The organism is Ascidiaceihabitans donghaensis, assembly GCF_900302465.1.
GTDB classification, from domain to species: domain Bacteria; phylum Pseudomonadota; class Alphaproteobacteria; order Rhodobacterales; family Rhodobacteraceae; genus Ascidiaceihabitans; species Ascidiaceihabitans donghaensis.
The window spans coordinates 2326090-2349011 of sequence record NZ_OMOR01000001.1; the positions used below are offsets into that span (position 1 = coordinate 2326090).

The 22922-nt window shown below is 55.2% G+C and carries 23 protein-coding genes; 15 read left to right on the forward strand and 8 right to left on the reverse strand.

Features of this window, described 5'->3' with window-relative positions:
• Positions 1 to 54: 54 nt before the first annotated feature.
• Positions 55 to 1194, reverse strand: a complete 1140-nt coding sequence (locus ASD8599_RS11620) for a deoxyguanosinetriphosphate triphosphohydrolase (RefSeq protein WP_108828687.1) — start codon at positions 1192 to 1194, stop codon at positions 55 to 57.
• A gap of 94 nt (positions 1195 to 1288) precedes the next feature.
• Here ASD8599_RS11620 and ASD8599_RS11625 point away from each other — a divergent pair, with 94 nt between their 5' ends.
• Positions 1289 to 1612, forward strand: coding sequence for a HesB/IscA family protein (locus ASD8599_RS11625; protein WP_108828688.1), 324 nt, complete (start codon positions 1289 to 1291; stop codon positions 1610 to 1612).
• Between the two features lie 4 nt (positions 1613 to 1616).
• On the opposite strand, the gene ASD8599_RS11630 is transcribed toward ASD8599_RS11625, so the two are convergent.
• Positions 1617 to 2681, reverse strand: a complete 1065-nt coding sequence (locus ASD8599_RS11630) for a DUF6902 family protein (protein ID WP_108828689.1) — start codon at positions 2679 to 2681, stop codon at positions 1617 to 1619.
• Between the two features lie 46 nt (positions 2682 to 2727).
• Positions 2728 to 3120 carry a DUF6749 family protein gene (locus ASD8599_RS11635; RefSeq protein ID WP_108828690.1) on the reverse strand — a complete coding sequence of 131 codons (393 nt, stop codon included), beginning with the start codon at positions 3118 to 3120 and terminating at the stop codon, positions 2728 to 2730.
• 351 nt (positions 3121 to 3471) lie between these two features.
• Here ASD8599_RS11635 and xth point away from each other — a divergent pair, with 351 nt between their 5' ends.
• Positions 3472 to 4254: an exodeoxyribonuclease III gene (xth, locus tag ASD8599_RS11640; protein WP_108828691.1), complete on the forward strand. Its 783-nt coding sequence runs from the start codon at positions 3472 to 3474 to the stop codon at positions 4252 to 4254.
• Here xth and ASD8599_RS11645 read toward each other — a convergent pair.
• Positions 4251 to 5414, reverse strand: a complete 1164-nt coding sequence (locus ASD8599_RS11645) for an FAD-dependent monooxygenase (RefSeq protein ID WP_108828692.1) — start codon at positions 5412 to 5414, stop codon at positions 4251 to 4253. The two genes, xth and ASD8599_RS11645, sit on opposite strands and share 4 nt — an antisense overlap.
• 90 nt (positions 5415 to 5504) lie before the next feature.
• The gene (gene dksA / locus ASD8599_RS11650) at positions 5505 to 5927 is read right to left on the reverse strand and encodes an RNA polymerase-binding protein DksA (RefSeq protein ID WP_108830147.1); all 423 of its coding nucleotides are present in this window, start codon (positions 5925 to 5927) and stop codon (positions 5505 to 5507) included.
• 173 nt (positions 5928 to 6100) lie between these two features.
• Here dksA and ASD8599_RS11655 point away from each other — a divergent pair, with 173 nt between their 5' ends.
• The 5 genes from ASD8599_RS11655 to ASD8599_RS11675 all read left to right on the forward strand — a co-directional run bounded on the left by ASD8599_RS11655 (position 6101) and on the right by ASD8599_RS11675 (position 10477).
• Complete coding sequence (locus ASD8599_RS11655; protein ID WP_108828693.1) at positions 6101 to 6943, forward strand: AAA family ATPase; 843 nt, start codon at positions 6101 to 6103, stop codon at positions 6941 to 6943.
• 330 nt (positions 6944 to 7273) lie between these two features.
• Entirely contained in the window at positions 7274 to 7732 is a 459-nt protein-coding gene (locus ASD8599_RS11660; RefSeq protein WP_108828694.1) for a GNAT family N-acetyltransferase, read from the forward strand.
• Positions 7729 to 9096: a DUF2927 domain-containing protein gene (locus ASD8599_RS11665; protein WP_108828695.1), complete on the forward strand. Its 1368-nt coding sequence runs from the start codon at positions 7729 to 7731 to the stop codon at positions 9094 to 9096. The genes ASD8599_RS11660 and ASD8599_RS11665 overlap by 4 nt, the downstream gene beginning before the upstream one ends.
• A 26-nt stretch (positions 9097 to 9122) precedes the next feature.
• The gene (locus tag ASD8599_RS11670) at positions 9123 to 9290 is read left to right on the forward strand and encodes an apolipoprotein acyltransferase (protein WP_108828696.1); all 168 of its coding nucleotides are present in this window, start codon (positions 9123 to 9125) and stop codon (positions 9288 to 9290) included.
• The gene (locus ASD8599_RS11675; protein WP_108828697.1) at positions 9290 to 10477 is read left to right on the forward strand and encodes a vWA domain-containing protein; all 1188 of its coding nucleotides are present in this window, start codon (positions 9290 to 9292) and stop codon (positions 10475 to 10477) included. The genes ASD8599_RS11670 and ASD8599_RS11675 overlap by 1 nt, the downstream gene beginning before the upstream one ends.
• 17 nt (positions 10478 to 10494) lie before the next feature.
• On the opposite strand, the gene ASD8599_RS11680 is transcribed toward ASD8599_RS11675, so the two are convergent.
• Both ASD8599_RS11680 and ASD8599_RS11685 read right to left on the reverse strand, forming a co-directional pair.
• Positions 10495 to 11148 carry a hypothetical protein gene (locus tag ASD8599_RS11680; protein WP_108828698.1) on the reverse strand — a complete coding sequence of 218 codons (654 nt, stop codon included), beginning with the start codon at positions 11146 to 11148 and terminating at the stop codon, positions 10495 to 10497.
• 34 nt (positions 11149 to 11182) lie between these two features.
• Complete coding sequence (locus ASD8599_RS11685; protein WP_108828699.1) at positions 11183 to 12664, reverse strand: polysaccharide deacteylase family 2 protein; 1482 nt, start codon at positions 12662 to 12664, stop codon at positions 11183 to 11185.
• A gap of 164 nt (positions 12665 to 12828) precedes the next feature.
• On the opposite strand from ASD8599_RS11685, the gene ASD8599_RS11690 reads away from it, so the two are divergent.
• From ASD8599_RS11690 to lexA, 6 genes are all read left to right on the forward strand, one after another.
• Complete coding sequence (locus ASD8599_RS11690) at positions 12829 to 13410, forward strand: anthranilate synthase component II (RefSeq protein WP_108828700.1); 582 nt, start codon at positions 12829 to 12831, stop codon at positions 13408 to 13410.
• Positions 13407 to 14429, forward strand: a complete 1023-nt coding sequence (trpD, locus tag ASD8599_RS11695) for an anthranilate phosphoribosyltransferase (protein WP_108828701.1) — start codon at positions 13407 to 13409, stop codon at positions 14427 to 14429. The genes ASD8599_RS11690 and trpD overlap by 4 nt, the downstream gene beginning before the upstream one ends.
• Positions 14426 to 15238, forward strand: coding sequence for an indole-3-glycerol phosphate synthase TrpC (gene trpC / locus ASD8599_RS11700; RefSeq protein WP_108828702.1), 813 nt, complete (start codon positions 14426 to 14428; stop codon positions 15236 to 15238). Before trpD ends, trpC begins: the two co-directional genes overlap by 4 nt.
• Positions 15238 to 15711, forward strand: coding sequence for a cyclic pyranopterin monophosphate synthase MoaC (gene moaC, locus ASD8599_RS11705; protein ID WP_108828703.1), 474 nt, complete (start codon positions 15238 to 15240; stop codon positions 15709 to 15711). The genes trpC and moaC overlap by 1 nt, the downstream gene beginning before the upstream one ends.
• Before the next feature lie 100 nt (positions 15712 to 15811).
• Positions 15812 to 16984 (forward strand): molybdopterin molybdotransferase MoeA, encoded by a 1173-nt coding sequence (locus ASD8599_RS11710; RefSeq protein ID WP_108828704.1) that lies wholly within the window; start codon positions 15812 to 15814, stop codon positions 16982 to 16984.
• Between the two features lie 98 nt (positions 16985 to 17082).
• Positions 17083 to 17784, forward strand: a complete 702-nt coding sequence (gene lexA / locus ASD8599_RS11715; RefSeq protein WP_108828705.1) for a transcriptional repressor LexA — start codon at positions 17083 to 17085, stop codon at positions 17782 to 17784.
• A gap of 53 nt (positions 17785 to 17837) precedes the next feature.
• On the opposite strand, the gene ASD8599_RS11720 is transcribed toward lexA, so the two are convergent.
• On the reverse strand, positions 17838 to 19880 hold the full coding sequence (locus ASD8599_RS11720) for a ComEC/Rec2 family competence protein (protein ID WP_108828706.1): 2043 nt from the start codon (positions 19878 to 19880) through the stop codon (positions 17838 to 17840).
• A gap of 79 nt (positions 19881 to 19959) precedes the next feature.
• On the opposite strand from ASD8599_RS11720, the gene gltX reads away from it, so the two are divergent.
• Positions 19960 to 21369, forward strand: a complete 1410-nt coding sequence (gltX, locus tag ASD8599_RS11725; RefSeq protein WP_108828707.1) for a glutamate--tRNA ligase — start codon at positions 19960 to 19962, stop codon at positions 21367 to 21369.
• 126 nt (positions 21370 to 21495) lie between these two features.
• Positions 21496 to 22791: a citrate synthase gene (gltA, locus tag ASD8599_RS11730; protein ID WP_108828708.1), complete on the forward strand. Its 1296-nt coding sequence runs from the start codon at positions 21496 to 21498 to the stop codon at positions 22789 to 22791.
• Positions 22792 to 22922 lie beyond the last annotated feature (131 nt).

The following is a 22922-nucleotide window of genomic DNA, read 5'->3' on the forward strand; positions in this document are numbered from 1 at the left end:
TGTATCACGCCGCACAGGCAGGTCAACGGTCAGAGCGGCAAGGTCTTGGGGCGATCACCCGCTGGGGTGCAAGCGCAGATGTTCCAAAAGCGCAAACCGGTCAGTCATGCCTGAAATATAGTCACTGACCACACGCGCCGTAGCGCTTTCATCCAGATTTCGTGTCATTGCATACCAGTTTTCCGGCATTTTATCGGGATGGTTTAGAAACAGTGGAAACAAGTCCTCGATGATCTGGCTGACCTCTGCCCGCTTCTGCATCACGCTGGGTGCGCGGTACATTTGCGTAAACAGAAAGTGACGGATGGCTTGAAGGTCTTTCCAGACTTGCGACGAAAACTTGATTACGGGGCGCCCCAACATGCGGATGTCACGAGCAGATGTTGCGGCGCTGGTTTCCAGCAGCGTTTGCGAGGTTTCGATCACATCGGCCACCATCACGCCAAAGACGCGGCGCAACGCTTCGTGGCGGCGGCGCTCAACGTCAAGGTTTGGGTATGCGTCGTCGACCTGCGCGTAGGCCGCGCCAACAATGGGCAACGCCTGAATATCTGCGTCCGTGAACAGGCCTGCACGCAAGCCATCGTGCAGATCGTGGTTGTTATAGGCGATGTCATCAGACAAAGCCGCAACCTGGGCTTCGGCACTTGCGTGTGTGTCCAGTTCCAGATCGTGCAATGCATCATAGGTTGCAAGTGCCACGGGCAATTCCCCAACGACCGGTCCGTTATGTTTTGCAATACCTTCAAGAGCTTCCCAGGTTAAGTTCAACCCATCAAAGTCTGCGTAATGCTGTTCCAGAGACGTCACAATCTTGATGGCTTGGGCGTTGTGATCAAAGCCACCGTACCCTTTCATCAACGCGTGCAAAGTGTCTTCACCGGTGTGCCCAAACGGCGGATGACCCAGATCATGTGCCAAGGCCACAGCTTCGGTCAGTTCCGTATTCAGATGTAGCGCGCCGGCGATGGTGCGTGCCACTTGCGCCACTTCAATGGAATGGGTCAGACGTGTGCGGTAATAATCCCCTTCATGTTCAACAAACACTTGGGTTTTATGTTTCAGCCTGCGAAATGCGCTGGCGTGAATAATACGGTCACGATCGCGTTGAAAACACGACCGAAAATGCGATTCTTCCTCTGGCACGCGCCGTCCCTTGGACGTGGCAGGGTCACAAGCATATGCGGCATTCATTGGCCTGTCCTTGTCGCTTGGCTACAGCCCCTCTATATTGATGTCGAACAGTGATGGAAATATGGCCATCACTTAATTTTCGGAGCCTCAGGTCATGCAACTGCCCCCAAAAGTCACAGCCCGCGCATTTGAACGCCTTGCCGAAATTGGAGCCAACGATCAGGGCCAAGCCCTGCGTGTTGCTGTTGAAGGTGGCGGGTGTTCCGGGTTTCAATATGAAATTGCGCTCGACACTCCGAAAGAAGATGATCTGGTGCTGGAAGGATCAGGGCAGAAAGTCATTGTGGACGCCGTGTCGCTGCCGTTCTTGTCAAATGCTGTGATCGACTTTTCAGAGGAGTTGATTGGTGCGCGTTTTGTGATTGAAAACCCGAATGCAACCAGCGCCTGCGGATGCGGAACTTCTTTTTCTATGTAATGGGTTACGATGCGAAGCTAACGCGGGAAAATCCTTCAAAAAACACGTCGAATTCATCTATCGACTGTGCTGCAGATTGCAAGATCAAGTACCCATTTTCATCAACGGATTGTTCCAGAACAGGACGCATCTTATGCCAGTCCGCGCTGCGCGACCCTTCCATTTGAAACAAGCAGGCTGACATGCTACGCAGCGGACCCGCTGGCATTGCTGCTGCCGTCAAACGCATACGCCCTTCGGGGATTGTAACATTATGCGCAGTCCCTCCTTTAAGGCGAGACAGCCACCCGCAGACAAAAAACATGTGGTAGTCGTCAGCGACATCGACATTTTGGCCAGCTTGGACGTCAAAATCCGAAAGCGTTCGCATCACCCAATCTTCCCAAACCTGCGGGGGTGTTTGGTTTGCATACCGCAGTGCGATGCAGATTTCCGCCAACAGATCGGCGTTTTGATCGAGATAGGCCAAAATACCCGCAAACCGCAGTCCACGAATAGCATTGTTGCTTAGTTTCGGATCACAACGCCCGTATTGTGAAAGGTAGAACACGATATGTGTCAGCTCATAGGCTGCTTTTTTGTTGGGCAAAGCAAACGTGTCCGCCCTATCGATAAATCGGTGCAACCGTTCCGTTAATCCTGTATCGTCTTTCAGGTCCACGCCGCGCCTTGCCAGTAACCGGCGGGCCTCAGCACGTTGTAAGTCTGACAATTCTGCTTCAGGCAGGCCTTGCGTTACCACCCAATCACACAAGCTTTCGCCTTGCGATCCGCCATACCCAAGGTCTTCCAAATCCAAGCAGATAGACAGTAAGAACCTGTAATATTGTGGGAAAAAGGCAATTCTTTGCTTTAGACCCGCGTAGAACGCTTGGTGGTTTTCCAAGGCGTTTGGCAAGATGTCAGCCGTAGTGCATTCCAGAATATTCAATAATTCCGCATTCTCTTTTAGCCAAAACACATCGTCTGGCCCTCTGCGGTGCTGCCCGAAGCCTGCAATCAAATGCGATATTTGATCTTGGTCCGTTTGGCGGCGTGCTGGCACGTTCAAAGTTACGATATTGGTCATAATTCAGGTGTCCTTATGTGACTTCAAACGTGCCAAAGCGTGGGGGTTAAGACCCTGACGAGAACATCTCGGTCGCGTCGCCTGTCACTTGCGATGTGGTAACTGGCGCGGACCCTGACGAAAACATTTGCACGGCTTCACCGCGTGACGCATCAGATGACATGACCGGCGCCGAGCCCGAAGAAAACATCTCGACAGCATCGCCAGTCAAAGACATCGACGCCAGATTTGGTGCAGATCCGGACGAAAACAACCCGGTTTCAGCGCCAGTTGTCATCGTCGGCGCAGAGCCGGAAGAAAACGCATCACATAGATCTCCGGTCAGCATTTCAGAGGCAGACGGGGCCGAACCAGATGAAAACATTTCAACGCCTTCGCCAGCAAAAGCAGCGGTATCGATCAAATCGAATTGAAGGTCGGATTTGCGCAGTGCAGTCATTGTAAACTTCCTTTTTGAGGTTGGTTTGAATGTCTCTTTGCTTGCACGTTAAAGGAGAGTGTTAAAAGAAAAATACAGTTAATAATTGATTAATGCGTACATTTTTCTACTTTATGTAACACGCATAATTATATGTTTTTACTAGTTATTAATGGCTTATATCCTGATTTCAAAAAACTTTAATTAATCAAAATGAGCGGGTGTGTATGCCTCAACTCATGTCAAATTAAACAACTTTAAGATGTATTTTCCCGTTAATAGATTCTTTATCGGCGAATCTGTGAAGACACGCCCCTTGCCCAATCCATCGACTTCGGCGATAGCTTCAGTGCCACTGCAGGGAGCGACCAAATGAAAATCGCCAGTTTCAACATCAACGGTATCAAAGCGCGCATAAATGCACTTCCCGAATGGTTGGATGAAGCGCAACCAGACGTGGTCGTCTTGCAAGAGATCAAGTCCGTCGATGAAAACTTCCCGCGCGAGCTGTTTGAGGATCGCGGCTATAACGTCGAAACCCACGGTCAAAAGTCTTTCAACGGGGTTGCCATCCTGTCAAAACTGCCCCTCGAAGACGTCACACGCGGATTGCCCGGCGACGACAGCGACGAACAAGCGCGTTGGATCGAAGCAACGGTTATGGGCGATCACCACCCCTTGCGCGTGTGCGGCCTGTATTTGCCAAACGGCAACCCTGCGCCCGGTCCGAAATACGACTACAAACTGGCTTGGATGCAGCGCCTACAAAATCGCGCCGAACAGCTGATGGCGGAAGAAATGCCTTTTTTGATGGCGGGCGATTACAACATCATCCCACAATCCGAAGATGCCGCCCGCCCAGAAGTCTGGACAGAAGACGCCCTTTTCCGGCCCGAAAGCCGCACAGCTTTTCGTAAATTGATAAACCTTGGTTTGACGGATGCGTTCCGCGCTCGTGATCCGCGGCCCGGTCAGTATTCCTTCTGGGATTATCAGGCAGGGGCATGGAACAAAAACGACGGCATCCGCATCGACCACTTTTTGCTCAGCCCCACATGCGCCGATACATTAACCAATTGCGCCATTGATAAAGACATCAGAGCACGGGAAAAGCCATCTGACCACGTGCCCATTTGGGTCGATCTGGCGATCTAACGCGGTGCTGTGACATCGTGACGATACAGCCAATCGAACTTCCCTAGCATCACGCCAGGGGCCAGATTGCTGAGCGTCTTCAAACCTAAATGCGCTACAGACCGCATCGGTCCCGGCCGCAAATGATAATTGCGCGCATTCCCGTCAGCCACTTTCAAAACGCGTGGCACGCGGGCCATGCGAACATCCTGATAGGCTTGCAGGCCATCTAAGCCTTTGTTTTTCAAACATTGTGCCAGAACCCAAACATCTTCCAGCGCCATATTCGCGCCCTGTGCCAAGAACGGCAGCGTCGGATGGGCAGCATCGCCAACCAACACGACGCCTTCATTGTACCATGTCTTTGCAATCGGATGCCTGTGCAACCCCCAGACCGACACGTCACCAACTGCGTCCAGTAACGCAGCCGACGGCCCTTCAAAATCGGCAAACCGCGCCCGTAACACGTCGGCGTCGCCCACGTGATCCCACCCTTCAGCAACCCAAGTATCGCGTTCTTCAACAGCCACAATGTTCACCAACTTACCGTGGCGCAGTGGATAGCTGACGATATGTCGTCCCGGCCCCATAAACACGCGGGCTTCGGATGGCACATCATGCATGTTTTCAACCATCGCCCGCCATGCCACCTGCCCTGTGAAAAACGGATCGGATGTAGGGTTCAGGCCGCTGCGACCGACAGAATGTACGCCGTCAGCAGCCACCACAAGTTCGGCACGCAAACACGTGCCATCCATCAGGTCGACCGAGGCCGGCGCTCCGGAAGAGATCGCCTTCACAGCCATATTGGTCATAATCTGCACACCGGCCTGACGCGCGGCATTGACCAAAACGGTCAACACATCTGCGCGATGAACAAAGTAGTATTTTTGATCATTCCCAAGACGTGTCAGATCCAGACGGGCCACCTCACCGGGTCGTTTGTAATCACACAGACACACGGCCTGCGCTTGAACGGCGCCCGACTGTTGCAAAGGCGTTTCAAGCCCCATGGCCCGCAGAACAGTCAATCCATTCGGACTAATTTGAATGCCTGCGCCCACCTCGCGCAGGGCTGGGGCCCGTTCCAGAAGTGTAACAGATGCCCCTGCACGACCCAAAAGTGTGGCCGCCGCAAGACCGGCAATTCCGCCACCAACCACAATCACATTTCGAAGCATCGCCTTGTCACCCACTTAACACATCGCCGAAACGCAAAAACGCGCAGGCCGACAGACCCACGCGTTTTTGAAACTTTATCCAAGACGCATTCAGTCGTCGCGGTGCACTTTTTCACGGCGCTCGTGACGCTCTTGCGCCTCAAGGCTCATGGTGGCGATTGGACGCGCATCCAGACGTTTCAAAGAAATGGGTTCGCCCGTGACCGAGCAGTAGCCGAATTCGTCTTCGTCGATACGGCGCAAGGCCGCGTCGATCTTTGCGACCAGTTTGCGTTGGCGGTCACGCGTCCGCAATTCCAGGGCGCGATCTGTTTCTTCCGACGCACGATCCGTCACATCCGGAATGTTACGTGTTCCGTCTTGCAGCGCTTCAATGGTGTCGCGGCTGCCTGCTTGCAATTCCGATTTCCAGTTTTGCAGTTTGCGGCGGAAATACTCGACCTGACGGTCGTTCATAAATGGTTCATCTTCGGCAGGACGGTAGTCATCCGGCAAGAACGTCTCTTGTTTCATGTCGTCCCCCTCGATCGTTTTGGCATTTGCCATTTCTGATCCCTCAAATTCTATGAAGCCAAGGCTTATGCCGCAGCGTCTATCGCAGCCCCCGACGATTGTCACTACACAATACTGCGTATTTGTGGCTAAAAGCGGGCAACACGTTACGATATTCTTAAGGGGAAAAGACTATGAAATTCCAAGGCACTGACAGTTATGTCGCCACCGACGACCTAACGATTGCGGTGAATGCCGCCGTCACTTTGGAGCGCCCCTTGCTCGTTAAAGGCGAACCCGGCACAGGTAAGACCGAATTGGCCAAGCAAGTGGCCACGTCCCTTGGTCTACGTATGATTGAATGGAACATCAAATCCACAACCCGCGCACAGCAAGGCCTGTATGAATATGACGCGGTGTCGCGGTTGCGCGACAGCCAGTTGGGCGAAGAAAAAGTGCATGATGTCGCCAACTATATCCGCAAGGGTAAGTTGTGGGAGGCTTTTGAAGCCGGTGAGAAAGTCGTGCTGCTGATCGACGAGATCGACAAGGCGGATATCGAATTTCCGAATGACCTGCTGCAAGAGCTCGATAAGATGGAGTTCTATGTCTATGAGACAGGCGAAACAATTCGCGCCGTGAACCGCCCTATCGTCATCATCACGTCCAACAATGAAAAAGAACTGCCAGACGCCTTTTTGCGCCGCTGTTTCTTTCACTATATCCGGTTCCCCGACATGGACACGATGCGCGCAATTGTCGAAGTCCACCATCCGGGTATCAAAGAACAACTGCTGACGACGGCATTGACGCAGTTCTTCGAAATCCGCGAACAAGCGGGTCTAAAGAAAAAGCCGTCTACATCCGAAGTGCTGGACTGGCTCAAGCTGCTGCTTGCCGAAGACATGAGCGCCGAGGATTTGAAAACCGGCGGCGCCAGTGCCTTGCCAAAGCTGCATGGTGCCTTGCTGAAAAACGAACAAGACGTACATCTGTTTGAGCGTCTCGCATTTATGGCCCGCGGTGAGCGGCGCTAACACGCTCTTGATGCCAATCAAATGGCATTTACCAAACTTGGCAGCCGCTTGAGGCATAATTCATTAACTCAAGCCCGGTTGCCAAGGATTTGAAATAAGGCAAAAATCGGCTTTCCGCCCCATTTGGGACTTTTTTGCCACGGGCCTCCAAAGTAGCATTTCGTTAACCTTAACAATGCCTTAACACCATGAGTGCGCTCGACGCATTCCCGCTTTGCGTGTAATTTTCTGCACCATTTGCCACGTTTTTGCCTTAATTGCTCCCTATCAAGGTCGGGTTGAGGGGGCAAAAGACCCTCCAACGGCAATAATATTGGGCAGGCACCAGTAATGACGACAACCAACGCACTCCGTGTGCGGCCTCTTGCGGCGTCAGACCGCGAACAATGGGCCGCGCTGTGGACAGCATATCTGGAGTTTTACGAAACTTCGGTGCCCACACGCACGTTTGACGTCTACTTTGATCGCCTTCTCGGAGATGATCCACAAGACTTCTCAGGTCTGGTCGCCGAACTGGATGGCCGCCTTGTCGGATTAACCCACTACCTGTTCCACCGCCACGGCTGGAAAATCGAGAACACCTGCTACCTGCAAGACCTGTATACGGATCCGGCTGTACGCGGACAGGGTGTCGGCAAAGCCTTGATTGAAGCGGTCTACGCCGCCGCCGACGCTAAAAATGCCCCGTCCGTCTATTGGAATACGCAAGACAGCAACGCCACAGCCCGCAAACTTTACGACCGCATCGCTCAGTTGACCCCCTTTCTTAAGTACCAGAGGGCAACATGAGACGGTTTCTTCTGCCCCTGGCCCTGACGTTGAATGCCTGTATGCCCACAACGCCCACGGACACAGCCACCCGTGCCGCGATTGCGAACAGCACATTCCCACCAATGAAAACATTTGGAGCGCCGCGTCCAGTGCGCCCTGCCAAATCGAACAACGATCTGGCGCTGGATTTTGTGGAACTGTCTTTCAATTTGGAAAGCGGGCGCGCACTACCGGTTTTCACCCGTTTTGAGACGCCGATTTCAGTGCGTGTCACAGGTGCCCCGCCTGCGTCCCTTGGATCTGATCTGAACAAGCTGCTGCACAGACTGCGCTCAGAAGCCAGCATCGACATCCAGCAAACCGCATCAAACAAGCCCGCCAACATCACCATTGAAGCTGTCAGTCGTGCCGATATTCGCCGCGCCCTGCCCCATGCTGCGTGTTTTGTGGTGCCGAACATCACCTCTATCAAGGAATATCGCCAAGCCAAACGCACGTCGCGCACCAGCTGGGCCGAGATGCGCGAACGCAAACAATTGGCGATTTTCCTGCCCAATGATGCAAGCCCCCAAGAGGTACGCGACTGCCTTCATGAAGAACTGGCACAAGCCATTGGGCCCTTGAATGACCTGTACCGTTTGCCCGACAGCGTGTTCAACGATGATAACGTGCACACGGTTCTGACAGGCTTCGATATGATGATGTTGAAGGCCTATTATGCACCGGAAATCCGGTCCGGTATGACACGCGGCCAAGTGGCGCAGCGTTTGCCGCAGATTTTCAACCGTATCAATCCCGCGGGCGGCGCCCGTGCCGCCAAATTCGCCACCCGCACACCGCGCGCATGGTCTCAAGCGGTGCAATCCGCACTTGGGCCCGGAACCGCAATGAAGGCCCGGCTTGTGGCCGCAGACAAAGCGTTGAACATTGCCGCCGCCATGGGTTGGCAAGATCACCGCCGTGCGTTCGCGCATTACGCCAAGGGCCGTATTCTGTTGGGGTCCGATCCCGAAGCGGCGTACCAGCACTTTTTGATGGCTGACAAATACTACGCCAAGACCCCCGGAGCCACCCTGCACCGTGCCTATGTTGCGACCCAGTTGGCGGCGCGTGCCGTGACCCAAGGCGACGGCGAACGGGCTTTGCGGCTGATCTCGCCGCACATAGACAAAGCGGCGCAAAACGAAAATGCAGCCCTGTTGTCCACGCTGCTGTTGTTGCGGGCCGAAGCGCTTGATTTGCAAGGCCGGACCGCAGAAGCACGTACCGTCAGACTGGACAGTCTGGGGTGGGCGCGATACGGATTTGGTCCTGACTGGGCCGTGCGGGCCAAGCTGCGTGAAATCTCGTCTCTCAGCCCGCTGAAAAAAGGCCGCATTTAATACCTTTTTGCTAAGGGGCGGACACTATGATCATCTGGGGCGGCGCGGCATTCGGCGCAATTATCGGCGGTTTCACAGCACAAAGACGCGGTGGCAACAAACTGGACATCGCACAATATGCAGCGGGTTATGCATTGGCTTTTGCCATTGTCGGCACCATCTGCGTCGTGATCTTGCAGCGCGTGGGCGTCTGATGTTCATTCCCTTCTTTGAGAGCCTGCGCAACAACGGCGTGCCTGTGTCATTGCGCGAATTTTTGGCGTTTCTGGAAGGTATGAAAGCGGGGCTTGCGACCTACGACATCGAAGCCTTCTATTATTTGGCCCGCGTCAGCATGGTCAAAGATGAACGCAACATCGACAAATTCGACCGCGCCTTTGCCGCGGCTTTTGAGGGTTTGGAAAACATTTCCATCGAACTGGTCATGGAGGCTGTCGATATCCCGTCCGATTGGCTGAAGAAGTTGGCCGAAAAACACCTGTCCGAAGACGAAAAAGCCGAGATCGAGGCCATGGGCGGCTTTGAAAAGTTAATGGAGACGTTGAAAAAGCGTCTTGAGGAACAAAAAGGCCGCCACCAAGGCGGCAATAAATGGGTCGGCACGGCTGGCACCTCGCCTTTTGGGGCCTACGGCTACAACCCCGAAGGCGTCCGCATCGGCCAAAAAGAATCGCGTCACCAAAAGGCAACCAAAGTCTGGGACAAGCGCGAATTCAAGAACTTGGACGACACAGTTGAACTGGGCACGCGCAACATCAAGGTCGCTTTGAAGCGATTGCGCAAATGGGCCCGTGATGGCGCACAAGACGAATTGGACCTGAATGGGACCATCCGCGCCACGGCTGAAAATGGTTACTTGGATGTGAAAACACGGCCAGAACGCCGCAACGCCGTTAAGGTTTTGCTGTTTTTGGACATTGGTGGCTCAATGGACCCGCATGTGAAAGTCGTTGAGGAACTTTTTTCGGCTGCGCGCACAGAATTCAAACACATGGAACACTTCTATTTCCACAACTGCCTTTACGAAGGCGTATGGAAAGACAACCGCCGCCGCTGGGACGCACAGCAATCCACCCATGAAGTACTGCGCACCTATGGCCCTGATTACAAATGCATTTTTGTGGGCGACGCATCCATGTCGCCCTATGAGATCGCCTACCCCGGGGGCGCGAACGAACACTGGAACCCCGAAAGTGGCCAAGTCTGGCTGGAACGGGCGCGCGATCAATGGTCGTCACATCTGTGGATTAATCCCATCCAAGAGAAATATTGGAACTACACCCATTCCATCACCATGATCCAAGAGATCTTTGGCAAAGACCGCATGGTGCCGATGACATTGAACGGGTTGGAGCGCGGGATGAAGGAATTGACCCGTTAGGCGGCCAAGGGCCGTATTTAGTTCCGGTCTTTATGCCGCCGCACATCAATGACAGAGCATTCAAGCAACCCGAGCTTTACGCGCAGTTTGTAAACCTCCGCTGTGTCTTGTCCTTTGAACCGTGCGCCATACCTGCGGCAATCTGCCAAAGCGTCCGAAACAGCACGCGCTTCATGCCCACGCCCCCACCGCGCAACTGCAAAAAATCCGTTCACAGCAAACGCCGCGTAATCACGCGGGTATCGGCGGGTATTTTTCAAATATGTCTGTTCGAAGTACTCTAACTGCGCCAAGGACAGGCCAGTCGCATTTGTAGTGCTAACGGTCAACGAGGTCGGGATTGATACTGCCACAATTTTGCAATCCGATGTACCGCCCAAGATGTTGCATTTGCCCCGGACAAATTCTTGCACCTTTGCCTGACTGGAAAAACCTGTTTCTGCATCCCAACGGCCCGTTGACGGGCTTGCAGCAAAGGCCCCGAAATATGAGCGTTTTTTGGTAAAGCTTCGTAACTGCTTTGTTTGCTCTGCGCTCAAACCGGTGTCGTCGATGACCAAAACCTTTGCTTTTGTGCCGAAGGTTTGAAGCTGTTGCGCCTGAGCCTGCATTGGCACATGCACTGCAAAAGCCGCGACGGCCACACAAATTAGGTTTGTCAAAAACGTCATTTCACTATCTCCACGACCTACTGTTCAAGGGATCTCACCCGTCGTCTTGCGTCCCCAACAATGCCGAAACAGGCGCCAGATCCACGCGGGATGCGCGGTCTTGGAGGCCCCATAAGATCAGCGCCGAAATGGTATCGGCCCGCAAGCGTCCCATCATGATCACACCACCTTCTTGGCCTGCGCGGAATGCGGCCTGATCCAAAAAGCGACGAATGACGGTGGGGGTCTGGTCCGCGCTATCAAAGTCGCGAAACACCGTTGCCGATGGCACCCCCGCCCGTGCGGCCAGTTTTTGCGCCGTGTTCAGCCCTTTGGATTGGACCACGAAACCGTGACCGGATGCCGCCAAAATCTGGGTCACTTGATCGGATGCCTCACGGTTTTCCTGCACCCCTGTCGACACACCTTCCAGCACGCCAACGGCTTCGGGCAATGCGGAAAACGCCACATCCAATGTCACTTCCGCATCAGTTGGCGTGGCACCTGTTGGTAAATCCATCAGGATCAAAACCTCAAAGCCTTGCGCGCGGTACCCTGACATACGTGATGCCGCGTCAGGCAAATTCGGGTCAATGGCAAAGGTGATCGGATACGGGAAGCTGCGCAAAGCAGCCAAACCGACAGGTCCTTCGCTTAGGTCCGTGCCTTGGTCGATCAACACAATAGACATCAACGGCTTGTCTTCCGATCGCTCAAATGGCTGGGCAAAGGCCACAATCGGACGCGTGTCTGAAGCGGGCTCACTCGGGGCTGGCGCTGTGTCCACAACTTCGGGGGTATCGTCGGTTCGGTCCACCAAAGAACCGGCAGGCTGCCCGATGGTCGGGCGGCGCTCTGAATCTGCCGCTTGCGCATTTGATGTGGTGGGCAATGTGGTGTTGTTTTCAGCCTGCGCGTCTGGTTCAGCCGATGTTTCCGGGACCTGCGTTTCTGGCGTGTTGGTGTCTTCCGACGTCACATCGTCCGGCGCAGCCTGCCCTGTCACGTCAGGGGCTTGCGGCTGCGCGGGCGCATCCGTCGATGGCGTTTCAAAGGCTGTTTCAGCATCAGGCACCGAAGGCGCCGGAGGCTGCGCGGGGTCCGTGGAAATTGATAGTTCTTCGCGTGTTTCCGCTTCGGGCAAAACGGCTTGCGGGCTTGGCAGTACGGGCGCGTCCCCGTCCACATCCACCGCAGCAGAGCTTGCACCTTGTGATGGATCGCCCAACCCCTGAACATTGCCTGCTTGCGGCACTGTCGGTCGATCTTCGCCTGCTTGTTTTGCCGCATCCACATCGTCGGGTGTCGGTGTTGCGGTTTGCGCGGCACTGTCTTGTACAAGATCTGCGTCTCGCGCGGCTGTGGCTTGTGCTGCAGTTTGTGCGGCCTCTCCAACAGCTGGCGCGTCCACGCCACCCGGCGCTGCATCAGACACTTGCGGCACGGCCAAATCGCCCGACAAAAGCGATGCTGCCCCTGCCACTGCAACGCTGACCACGCCGCCCATCACTGCTCCGCTCAGAAATCCCCGTGCCATTGCCCGTCGTCTCCGCCTGTTTGCTCTGTCTCAATTGCCTGATCTTGGCTTGCCGCACCTCTTGACGCTGGCGCACAAGCCTGAACATGTATGACGCATACTCTACACTGCCCCGCGACGCCTCTCTAGCCCTGAAAACAAAGCCGGAACCAAAAGTTAATCACATGCTGCTTCTGATCGACAATTACGACAGTTTTACCTATAACCTCGTGCATTACCTTGGTGTTCTTGGCACCGAAATCGAAGTGCGCCGCAACGATCAAATTGACGTACAGGCCGCGATGGCAATGAACCCCGCCGGGATTTTGCTGTCACCTGGACCATGCGATCCCGATCAGGCCGGAATATGTCTGGCCTTGACGCAAGCCGCTGCCGAAACGCAGACACCGCTTTTGGGGGTTTGTCTGGGGCATCAAACCATTGGTCAGGCCTTCGGTGGTCAAGTCGTGCGCTGCGATGAAATTGTACACGGTAAAATGGGGCGGATGCATCACACAGGCCAAGGGCTTTTCGCGGGATTGCCCACGCCCTTTGATGCCACGCGGTATCATTCGCTTGTGGTCGACCGGGACACCCTGCCCGACAGCTTGAATATCACCGCCGAGCTTGAAAACGGAACCATCATGGGTTTGCAACATCGCAGCCTGCCCATACACGGCGTGCAGTTTCACCCTGAATCCATTCGCTCCGAACACGGGCACGCCCTTTTGAAAAACTTCGTCGATACAATGAAGGTGCCTGCATGAGTGACGCTTTAAAACCGCTGATTGATGCCGCGGCCAACGGCCCTTTGACACGTGATCAGGCCCAGCAGGCATTTTCAATACTGTTTGACGGCGAAGCCACCCCTGCCCAAACGGGTGGTCTGCTGATGGCGTTGCGCACACGCGGCGAAACCGTGGATGAATATGCCGCGGCCGCCGCTGTGATGCGTGCCAAATGCAATTCGGTACGGGCCCCCGCAGGTGCGATGGACATCGTGGGCACCGGCGGCGACGGCAAAGGCACGCTTAATATTTCCACGGCCACTGCCTTTGTGGTGGCTGGTGCTGGCGTGGTGGTGGCCAAACACGGCAATCGCAACCTCAGTTCCAAATCCGGCGCGGCGGATGCGTTGACCCAAATGGGGTTGAACGTGATGGTTGGGCCGGACGTGGTGGAAAAGGCGCTGAACGAAGTCGGCATTGGTTTCATGATGGCCCCGATGCACCATCCTGCCACGGCACATGTTATGCCTGCGCGGGCGGAATTGGGCACACGCACTATTTTCAACATCCTTGGGCCTCTGACCAACCCTGCCGGTGTAAAGCGACAGCTGACGGGCGCTTTTTCACGCGAATTGATCCGGCCCATGGCAGAAACGCTTTTGGCGCTTGGTTCCGAAAAGGCATGGTTGGTTCACGGATCCGACGGCACGGATGAGCTGACAATCACCGGAGTAAGCTGGGTGTCGGCAGTGGAAAACGGCTCTGTGCGCGATTTTGAGATCACCCCCGAAGACGCGGGCCTGCCCGAGCATCCCTTCGAGGACATCATCGGCGGCACCCCTGAAGAAAACGCGCGTGACTTCAATGCGTTGCTGGACGGCACCCCGTCCGCCTACCGTGATGCCGTGCTTTTGAATTCGGCGGCGGCGTTGGTTGTCGCGGATGCAGCGCCTGACCTGAAGGCAGGCGTCGAAATGGCGCGTGAAAGCATCGACAGCGGTGCGGCACGCGCTAAAATCACAGCTGTGGCTGCAATAACAAAAGGTGCATCATCATGACCGACACCATTCTGGACAAAATCAAAGCGTACAAGCTTGAGGAAATCGAAGCCGACAAGGCCGCAAAACCACTCGAAGCAGTCCAAGCAGAGGCGCAATCTGCCCCTGTTGTACGTCCCTTTGCCGATGCGTTACGCGTCAAATCCCGCGAAGGCTATGCACTGATTGCAGAGGTCAAAAAAGCCAGCCCGTCAAAAGGGTTGATCCGCGATGATTTTGATCCCGCCGCCCATGCCAAAGCCTATGAAGACGGCGGTGCGGCCTGTTTGTCGGTGTTGACAGACACGCCCAGTTTCCAAGGCGCCAAAGAATTCTTGGTAGATGCGCGTGCCGCGTGCGAGCTGCCCGTTTTGCGTAAAGATTTCATGTATGACACCTATCAGGTGGCCGAAGCCCGCGCCCTCGGGGCAGATTGTATTTTGATCGTGATGGCGTCCGTCACCGACGCTCAGGCCGCCGAACTGGAAGCTGCCGCTTTTGAATGGGGCATGGACGCCTTGATTGAAGTGCATGATCAGGCAGAACTGGAACGCACAGGCCATTTGAAAAGCCCGTTGATCGGCATCAACAATCGTAATCTCAAGACGTTCGAGACCACTTTGGACACCACGCGCACCCTATCCAAGCTTGTGCCCGCCGATAAAATGATCATCTGCGAAAGCGGTCTGAACACGCCAAAAGAACTGGCTGAAATGGCCATGTACGGTGCGCGTAGTTTCCTGATCGGTGAAAGCCTGATGCGGCAGGACGACGTTATGGCCGCGACCCGCGATCTTTTGGCCAATCCGCTTATGCCTGGTGGCATGTAATGGCACTGACCCATTTTGATGCCAAAGGCGACGCACATATGGTCGACGTCTCTGAAAAGGCCGTCACAGACCGTATTGCCACGGCGACAGGCTGGATTAAGATGCAGCGCGAAACCTTTGATATCATTACCGAAGGCCGCGCCAAAAAGGGTGATGTTCTGGGTGTTGCACGTCTGGCTGGTATTATGGCCGCCAAACGCACCAGCGATCTTATCCCGCTGTGCCATCCGCTGCCCATCACCAAAGTCGCGGTCGATTTGACCCCCGACGCAGATCTTCCCGGCATCCGCATCACGGCCACCGTGAAAACCACCGGACAGACCGGTGTTGAAATGGAAGCCCTGACGGCCGCCTCCACGGCCGCATTGACCGCGTACGACATGTCGAAAGCGGTGGATAAAGCGATGGAAATCGGCGGCATTCACGTGGTCCTGAAAGACGGCGGTAAATCAGGGCGTTACGAGGCGTCATGACGTCAAACGGTAAAGACTGGCGGAATTTAACCAGTCTCGTTTCGGCCATGGACGAAGAAGCCCCACAAATCGATGAACTGGCACAGGAAGGCGAATTGTCATGATCACCGTCACAGAGGCTTTGGATGCGCTGTTCGCTTTGGTGTCGCCACTGGCCACCGAAGACGTGCCCTTACGCCACGCCAATGGACGTGTTTTGGCACGCGATGTTGCTGCACAGCGCACACAGCCGCCTTTTGCGGCGTCTTCGATGGACGGATACGCCGTAAAGGCGGCCGAGGTCGAGGCAGACGCGCTTTTCAAGGTGATAGGTGAAAGTGCAGCAGGACATCGCTGGGACGGCGTTGTGGGTGCGGGGCAAGCGGTGCGTATTTTCACCGGCGCACCGGTACCGCAGGGCGCAGATTTTGTCGTCATTCAAGAAGACACGATCCGCCGCGGTGATTTGATTACTCTGGGCCGGAATGTTGGATCCAAAGACAACATTCGAGCGGCTGGCGTTGATTTCACAAAAGGCACCCCGCTGTCTGCGCCGCGTCTGCTGACGCCTGCCGATATCGCACTGTTGGCGTCAATGAACATCGCCGATGTCCCCGTTGTGCGCCGACCTGTTGTATCCCTGATTTCAACGGGGGATGAATTGGTCATGCCCGGCGAAGCCCCGGGCCCAGACCAGATCATCGCGTCCAACACCTTTGGGCTTGCAGCCATGTTGGAAGACCTTGGCGCACACCCCCGCATATTGCCGATTGCTGCCGACACGGAAGGGTCGCTTCGTGCGGCTTTCGATCTGGCCAAAGGCTCCGATCTGGTGATCACAGTAGGCGGCGCTTCTGTGGGGGACCATGATCTGGTGGCGCCAGTGGCCGCTGAAATGGGCATGGAACAGTCGTTCTACAAAGTCGCCATGCGACCGGGAAAGCCGCTGATGGCGGGGCGTTTGTCAGGCATGCCAATGGTCGGGTTGCCGGGAAATCCTGTGTCTGCAATGGTCTGCGGCAGTGTTTTCATAGCACCACTTGTGCGTGCCATGCAGGGTTTGCCTAAAACCGCAGCGCCACGGCAAAAGATGACTTTGGCAGCACCTTTGACCGCAAACGGACCACGCGAACACTACATGCGCGGCACGACCACTGCCCAGGGGGTCATCAGCGCGGATCTGCAAGACAGCTCATTGTTGTCGGTTCTGTCCACATCGGATGTTTTGATCGTGCGCCCCGCCGGCGACCCTGCCCGCGCCATAGGCGATGTCGTCGAAACAATTGCAATTTAATGATTTGGTAAGATATTTGCATCAATTTTAACAAATCGTTGACACAAAACAAGAACATGAATAGAACAAACGCAAACCAACAGGCGTGAGGACCAAGTATGCTGACCAAGAAGCAGTTGGATTTGCTGGGATTTATTCACAAGCGTGTGCAGCGCGACGGTGTCCCCCCCAGCTTTGACGAAATGAAAGAAGCGCTGGATTTGCGTTCCAAATCCGGCATTCACCGATTGATCACCGCCTTGGAGGAACGCGGCTTTATCCGCCGCCTTGCCCACCGCGCCCGTGCCATCGAAATTGTGAAGCTGCCCGAAAGCATGGGTGGCGCACCCACATCCGGATTTACACCGCGTGTCATTCAGGGCGATCGGCCTGATGGGCCACCCCCTCCGGCTGCCCTGCCCGTCGACGCCATTCACGCGATCGAACTGCCAGTTATGGGGCAGATCGCTGCGGGTGTTCCCATCGAAGCCATCAGCCATGCATCGCGCAATGTGGCCGTACCCGGGCAGATGTTGGCAGGCCAAGGCAATCACTATGCCCTTGAAGTCAAAGGCGATTCGATGATCGACGCAGGCATCAATGACGGTGATGTCGTGGTGATCCGCGAAACGTCCGTGGCGGACAACGGCGATATTGTTGTGGCCCTTGTCGAAGACCACGAAGCCACGCTGAAGCGCTACATGCGCAAGGGCAACACCATCGCTTTGGAAGCCGCCAACCCCGCCTATGAAACGCGCGTTTTCACGGACGACAAAGTCAAAGTGCAGGGCAAGCTGGTCGGCCTTATCCGCACCTACTGACCACACCATTTCTTTTTGCAAAGGCGGTCAGGTTTTGGCCGCCTTTGTCGTTTTCATTTGGCCCAATTTGACCACAATCTGTCACCCGTCACATCACGTACTGTCACCACATCAAGGCCATCCCCTTTGGCAAACAAAGCCACGGCGCCGGTCTGTCGTAAACGTTGCGGATCATACACCGGGCATCCGCTGATCTTGAGTGGCGCAGAGGCCACCAAAAGCTGTCGTGCGTCGCAGTCCAGAACGGCAGATGCAGCTTTTTTACCAATGACATGAACCAGTTCCACCGCCCCGATATGCGTGACTTGCAGCCGTCCCCCGTCCCCCGGCCACCGCCCTGCAGCATATGATTGACTGCTTGGATCACCATCATTTTCCAACCAGTTGCGTGCGACAAATCCTGCCCCTTTGGCCTTGCTGAGGGCGCGGCCTGCATCTGTCATAACCCCAACCAATGATCCGTTGTCGGCAATCAGTGCTGTGGGACGCTGTGCGCCCCCCCACATTGCAAAAGCCAAAACAACAGGAACCGTGCCAAGCCACCGCAATCGGCCGTGCCAGATAATGACCATGCAACCGCCCAATGCCATTACAGGCAGAACCCACGGTCCCGGCCCAGCAACATAGCCGCGCGCACCCTCCAGCCCAGCCACCCAGTCAGCCACACCAAGGATCCACTGCAAACCCAATCCCATGACCCACAAGCCCAAGCCTTCTAGCCCAAAGGGCGCCAAAAGGGCGGCAAATACAGCCGCAGGAATGACGATCATGCCCATCAATGGCACGCTCAACAAGTTGGCCACCAATCCGTAATGCGCCACAGCGTTGAAATGTGCAGCCCCGATTGGCGCCGTGGCCAATCCGGCAATCGCAGAGGACAACACGACCCCAACAACGGGTTGCGCCCAATCCGGTCCTAATTTGATCTGTGCATCGCGCATCCACCCGAACACGGCAACCAACGCCGTTGTCGCTGCAAAAGACATCTGGAACCCCGGCCCCAACATGGCTTCGGGTTGCAGAACCAAAACAATGATTGCGGCCATTGCCACGGCACGTAAACTGATGGCGCGTCTGTCACACATCACCGCCGTCAATGCGACCGCAACCATGATAAACGCGCGCTCTGTGGACACGTTGCCCCCCGACAACGCAAGATAAACCGCAGCGATGCAAAGCGCACCACCGGCCGCCCATTTGCGTGCCGAAATGCGCAATGCCAGCGGCTGGATCAATGCGATAACAATACGCAACAACGCAAAGACAAAACCGCTTAACAATCCCATATGCAGCCCTGAAATCGCAATCAGGTGTGCGGTGTTGCTGGCGCGTAGATCATTCAGCGCCTCTTTGCTTAATGCCGACCTGTCCCCTGTTGTAACAGCGGCTGCAAATCCGCCCACATCACCGGGCAACGTCTGCTGGACGCGCGCAGAAATCGCCATGCGCAGCCGAAAAATCATCAACGACATGTCGCCACGTTTCGGGGCTTTGATGGCGACCAAGGGCACACGTGTATATCCAACCGCCCCCAACTGCCCAAACCACGCATGGCGCTGGAAATTGAAACCGCCGGGTTCGACAGGCCCCCCCGGAGGCGACAGGTGCCCGGTTGTCATGATGCGCATTCCAGGCAAGGCCGTGACCCCGAAAGCCGCATCACCGTGTAAGGATATGCGAACCCTCAGCGGTGTACGCCGCGGCGACACATCGTCCAGTGTCACCGCGTCCAACGTCAGTCGCACCGCATCGGAAGACGACCGATCCATCGCAATCACCCGACCCTCGATCGCGCCATAGTACCGCCACCCTAAAATAGGCCCCGCAACGCTGTGGGCGCGCCACGCTGCAACAACAAATCCTGCGCAGATGATACAAAGCGCGATTGTCAAAGGTGATCCGAAAGCACGCTTGTGCCAGCCCCAAGCGGCCGCAGAGACGCCGATCATCGCAACGCTTCCGATGACCCCCAATGATGGCTCAAACCGCAATGAAAAGAAGGCACCTATGCCGATGGCCAAGCACACAGGCACCCAAGCAAACAAATGCCCGCGCTGTGCGGCCCAAACGCCGCGCACTGCTTCTAAGGCGCGCATGCTTGCCCCCGGTTTCTTCACTATATAGACAGGTCAGAACGCTATCCCCTTTATGGTTACGGAAAGGTAAATTCCGCCAATGACCGATGCAGTCGTCACCCGTTTTGCACCCTCTCCTACTGGCTATTTGCACATTGGCGGGGCACGGACAGCCTTGTTCAACTGGCTATATGCGCGCGGTCGCGGCGGAAAGTTCCTGCTGCGTATCGAAGATACCGACCGTGCGCGTTCGACCCCCGAAGCCACCGAAGCGATTCTGAAAAGCATGGCGTGGCTGGGACTGGATTATGATGGTGATCCCGTCAGCCAGTTCGAAGGCGCCTCCCGTCACGCAGAGGTGGCCCACACACTGTTGGCCGCAGGCAAAGCCTATAAGTGTTTCGCAACACAAGATGACATCCAGGCCTTTCGCGACGCGGCGAAAGCGGAAGGAAAATCAACGCTGTATCACAGCCCATGGCGAGACGCCCAAGATGACACCCACCCCGACGCACCTTACGTTGTACGCATCAAAGCGCCCCGTGATGGCAACACCGTCATCAAGGATGCCGTGCAAGGCGATGTGACTATACGCAACGACCAGTTGGACGATATGGTGCTGCTGCGCTCTGATGGCAGTCCCGTTTATATGTTGGCTGTTGTGGTCGATGATCATGATATGGGTGTAACCCATGTGATCCGCGGCGATGATCATTTGAACAACGCCGCACGCCAGATGATGATCTACAACGCGATGGACTGGAAGGTGCCAGTTTGGGCACATATTCCACTGATCCATGGGCCAGACGGCAAAAAAATGTCCAAACGGCATGGCGCAACGGGCGCGGAAGAATATCAGACGATGGGGTATCCCGCCGCAGGCATGCGCAATTACCTGACGCGGCTGGGCTGGAGCCACGGTGACGATGAATTCTTTAGCGACGCGCAGGCGCTGGACTGGTTTGATCTGGGTGGAATCGGCAAAAGCCCCGCGCGATTTGATCTTAAAAAGCTGGAAAACCTGTCTGGGCAGCACATTGCGGCGGCAAGTGACGCTGCGTTGCAGCGCGAATTGATAGCATTTCTGAACGCGTCTGGCGGCGATGCATTGGATACGGCACAACTGACGGGCTTATTGGCTGCAATGCCATTTTTGAAAGAACGCTCCAAAACTTTCCCTGAACTTCTTGAAAAGGCAGCATTTGTTCTGTCCAGCCGCCCTATCACGCCAGATGAAAAAGCTTCAAAACATCTTGATTTGGTATCCCGTGGTATACTGAGAGAATTGACGCCGCATCTGCAAAATGCTAGCTGGGACAGAGACACACTGGAGACAGTCCTGAATGGCTTTGCCGAGGCTCAGGGCACCAAGTTCGGTAAGTTGGCTGGGCCTTTAAGGGCGGCACTTGCAGGACGCGCGGTAACCCCTTCGGTTTTCGATATGATGCTTGTTCTGGGGCGCGAGGAAACCCTTGCCCGACTGAATGAGGCTGCATCCGTCGAGGGTTAAGACCTTTGAAAGGGTGCACAGTATAACAACTGCACAACTGCGGGAATTGAACCGCAAAATTGTGCTGAGCGTCGCTGCTCAAACGCAACCGGGAGAACCCCGGATGATGACATAGGAAGGGATAACATGACCGACAGTAATAAATCCGCAACGCTGACGATTGACGGCACCGAGTATGAGTTGCCAATGTTTTCGCCAACCGCAGGCCCGGATGTGGTCGATATTCGCAAACTCTATGCGCAGGCTGGCGTCTTTACATATGACCCTGGCTTCACCTCAACGGCGAGCTGCGACAGCACAATCACCTTCATTGACGGTGGCAAAGGCGAATTGTTGCACCGTGGCTATCCCATTGACCAGTTGGCGGGCAAATCCCACTATCTAGAGGTATGCTATCTGCTGCTGTACGGTGAGCTGCCGACACCAGCGGCTTTGGAAGAGTTCGAGGCGACGATCACGCGCCACACGATGATCCACGAACAAATGCACAACTTTTTCCGTGGGTTCCGCCGCGATGCACACCCGATGGCCACAATGGTCGGCGTGGTGGGCGCGATGTCTGCGTTCTATCATGACAGCACGGATATTTCCGACGCGTATCAGCGCGAAGTCGCGTCCCACCGTTTGATTGCGAAGATGCCGACGATTGCTGCAATGGCGTACAAGTATTCGATCGGGCAACCGTTTGTGTATCCACGCAATGATCTGGATTACGCCGCCAACTTCCTGCACATGTGTTTCTCTGTTCCTGCAGAAGAATATAACGTCGATCCCATTTTGGCCCGAGCTATGGACCGTATCTTTACGTTACATGCAGACCACGAACAAAACGCATCTACGTCGACAGTCCGCTTGGCGTCCTCGTCCGGTGCCAATCCGTTTGCGTGCATTGCGGCCGGCATCGCCTGCCTTTGGGGCCCTGCCCACGGTGGTGCAAACCAAGCATGTCTGGAAATGCTGAATGAAATCGGCACACCGGACCGCATTCCTGAATTCATCGCCCGGGCCAAAGACAAAGACGATCCGTTCCGCTTGATGGGCTTTGGACACCGCGTCTACAAAAACCACGACCCGCGTGCGACCGTGATGAAGCAATCCGCAGACGAAGTTCTGGAATTGCTGGGTGTGGAAAACAATCCAATTTTGCAAGTTGCGAAGGAATTGGAAAAAGCCGCACTGGCCGATCCGTATTTCGCAGAAAAGAAACTGTTCCCGAACGTGGACTTTTATTCAGGCATCATTCTTGAAGCGATGGGTTTCCCAACGTCCATGTTCACACCGATCTTTGCACTGTCACGGACCGTGGGCTGGATTTCGCAATGGAAAGAGATGATTGCTGATCCACAAAATAAAATCGGTCGTCCACGCCAATTGTATCTTGGTGACACATCCCGCGACTATGTGGACATCGAAAACCGCTAACGAAAATCAAGTTCTAACCAGTTTAAACGCTCCGCGCAGATGCAGCGGGGCGTTTTATTTTACGCCCACCAAATCACGTAATCTCTGGATACCCCCACACCAAAACAAGCGGTTTTTCGCTGAATTGGCAT

What these genes read in the sequence shown, in the direction of transcription:
- ASD8599_RS11620 (WP_108828687.1), bottom strand. Translation starts at nt 1,194, where the DNA reads ATGAATGCCGCATATGCTTGTGACCCTGCCACGTCCAAGGGACGGCGC.
- ASD8599_RS11625 (WP_108828688.1), top strand. Translation starts at nt 1,289, where the DNA reads ATGCAACTGCCCCCAAAAGTCACAGCCCGCGCATTTGAACGCCTTGCC.
- ASD8599_RS11630 (WP_108828689.1), bottom strand. Translation starts at nt 2,681, where the DNA reads ATGACCAATATCGTAACTTTGAACGTGCCAGCACGCCGCCAAACGGAC.
- ASD8599_RS11635 (WP_108828690.1), bottom strand. Translation starts at nt 3,120, where the DNA reads ATGACTGCACTGCGCAAATCCGACCTTCAATTCGATTTGATCGATACC.
- xth (WP_108828691.1), top strand. Translation starts at nt 3,472, where the DNA reads ATGAAAATCGCCAGTTTCAACATCAACGGTATCAAAGCGCGCATAAAT.
- ASD8599_RS11645 (WP_108828692.1), bottom strand. Translation starts at nt 5,414, where the DNA reads ATGCTTCGAAATGTGATTGTGGTTGGTGGCGGAATTGCCGGTCTTGCG.
- dksA (WP_108830147.1), bottom strand. Translation starts at nt 5,927, where the DNA reads ATGAAACAAGAGACGTTCTTGCCGGATGACTACCGTCCTGCCGAAGAT.
- ASD8599_RS11655 (WP_108828693.1), top strand. Translation starts at nt 6,101, where the DNA reads ATGAAATTCCAAGGCACTGACAGTTATGTCGCCACCGACGACCTAACG.
- ASD8599_RS11660 (WP_108828694.1), top strand. Translation starts at nt 7,274, where the DNA reads ATGACGACAACCAACGCACTCCGTGTGCGGCCTCTTGCGGCGTCAGAC.
- ASD8599_RS11665 (WP_108828695.1), top strand. Translation starts at nt 7,729, where the DNA reads ATGAGACGGTTTCTTCTGCCCCTGGCCCTGACGTTGAATGCCTGTATG.
- ASD8599_RS11670 (WP_108828696.1), top strand. Translation starts at nt 9,123, where the DNA reads ATGATCATCTGGGGCGGCGCGGCATTCGGCGCAATTATCGGCGGTTTC.
- ASD8599_RS11675 (WP_108828697.1), top strand. Translation starts at nt 9,290, where the DNA reads ATGTTCATTCCCTTCTTTGAGAGCCTGCGCAACAACGGCGTGCCTGTG.
- ASD8599_RS11680 (WP_108828698.1), bottom strand. Translation starts at nt 11,148, where the DNA reads ATGACGTTTTTGACAAACCTAATTTGTGTGGCCGTCGCGGCTTTTGCA.
- ASD8599_RS11685 (WP_108828699.1), bottom strand. Translation starts at nt 12,664, where the DNA reads ATGGCACGGGGATTTCTGAGCGGAGCAGTGATGGGCGGCGTGGTCAGC.
- ASD8599_RS11690 (WP_108828700.1), top strand. Translation starts at nt 12,829, where the DNA reads ATGCTGCTTCTGATCGACAATTACGACAGTTTTACCTATAACCTCGTG.
- trpD (WP_108828701.1), top strand. Translation starts at nt 13,407, where the DNA reads ATGAGTGACGCTTTAAAACCGCTGATTGATGCCGCGGCCAACGGCCCT.
- trpC (WP_108828702.1), top strand. Translation starts at nt 14,426, where the DNA reads ATGACCGACACCATTCTGGACAAAATCAAAGCGTACAAGCTTGAGGAA.
- moaC (WP_108828703.1), top strand. Translation starts at nt 15,238, where the DNA reads ATGGCACTGACCCATTTTGATGCCAAAGGCGACGCACATATGGTCGAC.
- ASD8599_RS11710 (WP_108828704.1), top strand. Translation starts at nt 15,812, where the DNA reads ATGATCACCGTCACAGAGGCTTTGGATGCGCTGTTCGCTTTGGTGTCG.
- lexA (WP_108828705.1), top strand. Translation starts at nt 17,083, where the DNA reads ATGCTGACCAAGAAGCAGTTGGATTTGCTGGGATTTATTCACAAGCGT.
- ASD8599_RS11720 (WP_108828706.1), bottom strand. Translation starts at nt 19,880, where the DNA reads ATGCGCGCCTTAGAAGCAGTGCGCGGCGTTTGGGCCGCACAGCGCGGG.
- gltX (WP_108828707.1), top strand. Translation starts at nt 19,960, where the DNA reads ATGACCGATGCAGTCGTCACCCGTTTTGCACCCTCTCCTACTGGCTAT.
- gltA (WP_108828708.1), top strand. Translation starts at nt 21,496, where the DNA reads ATGACCGACAGTAATAAATCCGCAACGCTGACGATTGACGGCACCGAG.